Source organism: Bradyrhizobium sp. 31Argb (genome assembly GCF_043638955.1).
Taxonomy (GTDB): domain Bacteria; phylum Pseudomonadota; class Alphaproteobacteria; order Rhizobiales; family Xanthobacteraceae; genus Bradyrhizobium.
Genome location: NZ_JBEGDB010000428.1, coordinates 1 through 4,742, shown reverse-complemented (window position 1 = coordinate 4,742; position 4,742 = coordinate 1). Strand labels below are relative to the sequence as shown.

General features: G+C 62.2%; 5 protein-coding genes. 4 read left to right on the top strand and 1 reads right to left on the bottom strand.

Going from position 1 to position 4,742, the window contains the following annotated elements:
- Nucleotides 1–87: 87 nt before the first annotated feature.
- Both AAFX91_RS39250 and AAFX91_RS39245 read left to right on the top strand, forming a co-directional pair.
- Nucleotides 88–270: a hypothetical protein gene (locus AAFX91_RS39250; RefSeq protein ID WP_394570074.1), complete on the top strand. Its 183-nt coding sequence runs from the start codon at nucleotides 88–90 to the stop codon at nucleotides 268–270.
- A 553-nt stretch (nucleotides 271–823) separates the two neighbouring features.
- Nucleotides 824–1,132, top strand: a complete 309-nt coding sequence (locus AAFX91_RS39245) for a hypothetical protein (protein WP_130578820.1) — start codon at nucleotides 824–826, stop codon at nucleotides 1,130–1,132.
- Between the two features lie 132 nt (nucleotides 1,133–1,264).
- On the opposite strand, the gene AAFX91_RS39240 is transcribed toward AAFX91_RS39245, so the two are convergent.
- Entirely contained in the window at nucleotides 1,265–2,590 is a 1,326-nt protein-coding gene (locus AAFX91_RS39240) for an amidohydrolase (RefSeq protein WP_394570073.1), read from the bottom strand.
- A 292-nt stretch (nucleotides 2,591–2,882) separates the two neighbouring features.
- Here AAFX91_RS39240 and AAFX91_RS39235 point away from each other — a divergent pair, with 292 nt between their 5' ends.
- Together AAFX91_RS39235 and AAFX91_RS39230 are read left to right on the top strand one after the other, a co-directional pair.
- Nucleotides 2,883–3,851: a LysR family transcriptional regulator gene (locus tag AAFX91_RS39235; RefSeq protein ID WP_394570072.1), complete on the top strand. Its 969-nt coding sequence runs from the start codon at nucleotides 2,883–2,885 to the stop codon at nucleotides 3,849–3,851.
- Nucleotides 3,852–3,952: 101 nt separating this feature from the next.
- On the top strand, nucleotides 3,953–4,663 hold the full coding sequence (locus AAFX91_RS39230) for an SDR family NAD(P)-dependent oxidoreductase (protein ID WP_394570071.1): 711 nt from the start codon (nucleotides 3,953–3,955) through the stop codon (nucleotides 4,661–4,663).
- Nucleotides 4,664–4,742 lie beyond the last annotated feature (79 nt).

The following is a 4,742-nucleotide window of genomic DNA, read 5'->3' as shown; positions in this document are numbered from 1 at the left end:
CACCGATCCGATTCGGTATCGCCGCCCCAATCCTGACGGTCAGTTCTCCGGTAACATCCTTGGTGAGGCAATGCGCAGATCGCCAGGATGGCCGCCAGCGTCGACACGCTCGACGGCTTCATCCGCGACATGAAGCTCCGCTTCCCCGACGCCACCGCCCGCGCGCCGCTCTCCGATCCGATCGCGACCGGTGCCGTGCCCGGCACGAAAGCCGATCCCGAGGCGTTGCCTGCGATCGTCGGCGTCAAGCGCGCCAACGCGGCGAGGTAGCGCGCAGCCCGGATGGAGCCAACGGGTCGCGCGAATGCGCGCCCGATGACAGGCTCCGCGCAATCCGGGATTGCCGAGGCCTTGGCGACACCGTTCCCGGATTACGCTGCGCTCCATCCGCGCTGCGAACTCCGTGCGGGCTACGTGGACGGTGGCCAAGCCGAATGCGTGGCGATGCTGGTTCCAGGTCGGCGATCACCTCAGCAAGCAGTATGACTTCAAGGACTGACGCGCTGGGCTGTTATCCGTGACGAGCGCCGGCTCGCTAAGGCGTGTACTTATAACTCCCGCGCCGCAGATCAGGATGCGTATGAGATCCGCTGTGCCCCTGATAGCGGCGCGATAGCAGAGCTCCAAGGGTCCGAGTTGGGCCAAGAGGCGACGTAACGCGTCCAGGTCAGCTCCAATCGAGTGGCGGGTTGTGGGACTTGGCTTCGTGCCACCACCAGTTACCCACGTAACGCAATTCCGGATTTCCGAAATCTTTCTGTAGGCGTCCTGCCCCATCATCGTCGCCTGGTGGATGGTCACTTCTAACACGAAAGGAGCTTCCATGAAGATTCAAGTCCGCAGGCTCGCGATTGCACTCGCAATTGCTGTTCCTCTCGCAGCGGCCGCCACGGCCAAATCGTCTGCTGCGCCGATCAATGGCATGTCGATCAAGGCGGCGGTACCAGCCGTGACGATGGACGTGCGCTATCTGGTGCGTCGGGATTATCCTTCGTACTGGGGCTATCCCACCTATAACTCGTACTGGGGCTATCCTACCTATAATTCGTATTGGGGCTATCCGACCTATAATTCATACTGGAGCTATCCGAGCTATTACTACTCCTATCCCGGCTACACTTACGGCTGGTGATGACGTCAAGCATTGGCAGCGTGCGGCTCCCTTCGAGCCGCCGCTCGCCAACATGTATTTGAGAGATTTTATCCTTCCTCGATCATGCGCATCGCGCTTGCTTCGCTTCGCTCGCAATGACGGGCTTGGCCGTTAATGTCCCTTGGCCCTCTGGTCGAATGCGCTGAGGACTGCGAGCGTCATCGCGGTGACGCCGGTCTGAATGGTAGGCTTCGGCACCGGCGCGAACAGCGGGGAATGGTTGCCGGGAAGCGGCGGGTCGCCATTGCGCGCGGCGGCGACGTGCTCGGGATCGTAGACGCCGATATTGAAGAACATCGAGGGCACGCCGGCATAGATGTACTCGGAAAAATCCTCGCTCGCGGTGACCGGCGGCGCGGTCCTGAACTTGTCGCCGAAGGCCGCGTTCAGCACCTTCTCGGCGGTCGCGACAACAGCGGCATCGTTGACCACCGCCTTGGTACCCTCGGTGATCCTGATATCCGGTGCAGGCGCATTCGCCATGGCGGCGACCGCTTTGGCGGTACGTTCGATTCCATCATGCATCTTGGCGCGCACGTCCGGTTTGAAGGTTCTGATGGTGCCGAGCAGGACCGATTCGTCGGAAATGATGTTGGCCGTGGTGCCGGCATGGAGCGAGCCGATGGAGACCACGCCGAATTCGGTCGGGTCCTTTTCACGGCTGATGACGCTCTGCACATCGACCACAAAACGCGACGCCATCATCACGGGATCGATGGTCGCCTGTGGCGCCGCGCCATGGCCGCCGCGGCCTTTGAATTTGATGTAGAGGCCGTCGGCATTGGAAGAGCGGACCCCGACGGTGTAGCTGACGTAGCCGTAGGGAAAGGCCCCGCTATGCAGGGCAAAGCCGGCATCGGGTTTGGGAAAGCGCGTGAACAGGCCGTCGGCCAGCATGGCTCTGGCACCCGCAACCACTTCCTCGGCGGGCTGGGCGATGAACATCAGCGTGCCCTTCCACTGGTCCTTCAGCCCGACCAGCGTCTTCGCCGTTCCGACCCAGCTCGCCATGTCGTGGCCGCAGCTATGGGCGACAAAGGTTTCGCGCTCCTGCCAGATGGTCTTGTCGCGGCTTGCGTAGGGCAGGCCGGTTTTCTCCTCCATCGGCAGCGCGTCAAGCTCGGTGCGCACCATGATGGTCGGACCGTCGCCATTTTTGTAGAGCGCAACCAGCCCGGTCTTGCCGACCTTCTCTGTAACCTCGAAGCCGATCGCGCGCATCTCGGCGGCGAGTCTTGCGGCGGTCTTCTCCTCCTGGAAGGCGATCTCGGGATGGGCGTGGATGTCCTTGTAGAGCGCATCGAGTTTTGGATATTCGCTCTCGAAGGAGGTCTCGATCGATTGCTTCAGGCTTGCGACGTCGAACTCCGCATGCGCCGGCAGCGCAACCATGCTGCCCAAGACAAATGCGACGAGCAGGGGCTTTGCAAACCGCATGGTCAGACCTCCCTTGGCTTTTTTCCCTCACTCAGAATATCGCGGTGCATCCGGCCGCCGTAGAAATGGAAGAACGGCACGAAAGCATCATGCCGCAGCGGCCCGAACGTTGGCAAGCACACGCGAAAAATCGCAAGCGAAGCACAGGCATACGGTGTGGCTGGTCATCATTGGACTACCGGAAGCTAGAGTGGAAGCATTATGTTGGCAACTGGTAGCGTGGGAGGCGCGCGTACGCCGCCGTCATCGAACGCGCCCTGATCTATATGCACATGCCTGGTCGAGAGAAGCCATGGACCGCATCGACGCGATGAAAGTATTTGTGTCGGCGGTCGACGAGGGAAGTCTGGCCGGCGCCGGACGGCGGCTGGGGCGGTCGCCGGCCGCGGTGAGCCGGGCGATCGCGTTTCTTGAAACTCATGTCGGCACTGAACTCCTACATCGCACAACGCGGTCGCTGAAGCTGAGCGAGGCCGGTGAGCGCTATGTTGCGAGCTGCCGGCGCGTGCTGGCCGAGCTCGAGGAAGCGGATATCGCCGCGGCCGGCGAGCGCGCCGCGCCGCGGGGCACGCTTACGATCACCGCGCCCGTCATCACCGGCGAGGACGTGTTGCGGCCCGTGCTCGACGCATTCATGAACGACTATCCGACGGTGTCGGTCCGGCTGCTTCTGCTGGACCGGCCGGTGAACCTGATCGACGAGGGCATCGACGTCGCGCTGCGCATCGCGCATCTGGCGGATTCAAGCTTCGTGGCGATCCGGCTCGGCGAAGTCCGCCGCGTGGTCGCGGCCTCGCCATCCTACCTGGCGCGAAATCCGGCGATCAATGAGCCGGCCGATCTGGCAAAGCAACAGATCGTCTCGATGACGCATTTCGGTCAGGACTCCTGGAGCTTCCCCCCTCTGAAAAACTCCTCGGTGCCCAGAACGGTGCAGTTCACGCCGAGGCTGGTCGTCAACACCGTGCGCGCCGCGGTCGCGTCCGCTGCGGAAGGACACGGCGTGACGCGGCTGTTCTCCTATCATATCGCCGAGGAGATCCGGAGCGGGCGCTTGCGGATCATCCTTGGCAAGGACGAATACCCGCCCTTGCCGGTGCACCTGCTCGCACCGCAAGGACGGTTTTCCGTGCCTAAGGTGCGCGCCTTCGTCGATTTCGCGGTGCCGCGGCTGAAGCGCTATTTCGAACGGCTGTCGCGCGAAGCCAAGGACAGCGCCGCAACCATTCGTTCGCGGCGCGGAAGAGTGTCTGCCGAGTAGCGCGTATTCGCTCCGCAGGTTGATCTGCCTAGCTTCCCTCCATGAGCGCCGATAGGGCGCAAGCGGCGGTGTCGCCGCTTCAGCGATCATGGAGGCCCGTCATGGGTGCAGAACAAAAGGTTGCCATCATTACCGGCGCGTCGCAGGGCATCGGCGCTGATCTCGTCAATGGATATCGGAACCGCAATTTTCGTGTGGTCGCAAGCTCCCGCTCGATCAAGCCATCGTCCGATCCGGATATCCTCACCGTGGCGGGCGACATCGCCGATCCCAGGACCGCCGAGCGCATCGTCGGTCAGGCGCTCGACCGCTTCGGCCGCATCGACACGCTGGTCAACAACGCCGGCATCTTCATCGCCAAGCCGTTCACCGACTACACCGATGAAGATTACGCTTCGATACTCGGCATCAATCTCAACGGCTTCTTCCATCTCACCAGGCGCGTCGCGCGCGAGATGCTGAAGCAGGGATCGGGACACATCGTCCAGATCACGACCAGCCTGGTGGATCATGCCAACAGCAGCGTTCCCTCGGTGCTCGCCTCACTCACCAAGGGCGGATTGAACGCGGCAACCAAGTCGCTTGCGATCGAATATGCAGCCAAGGGCATCCGCGTCAACGCGGTCTCGCCCGGCGTGATCAAAACGCCGATGCATGGGCGCGAGACCTACGATTTCCTCGCCAAGCTGCATCCGGTCGGGCGGATGGGCGAGAGCCGCGACATCGTCGATGCCGTGCTCTATCTCGAAAGCGCGGGCTTCGTCACCGGCGAGATCCTGCATGTCGATGGCGGCCAGAGCGCCGGTCACTAATTCGAGCGCTAGGCCGTGTGGACTCTTGGGATTCTCAAATCAGATTGAACGTGATTCAAGGCTTTCTTTTAGGAGGAAG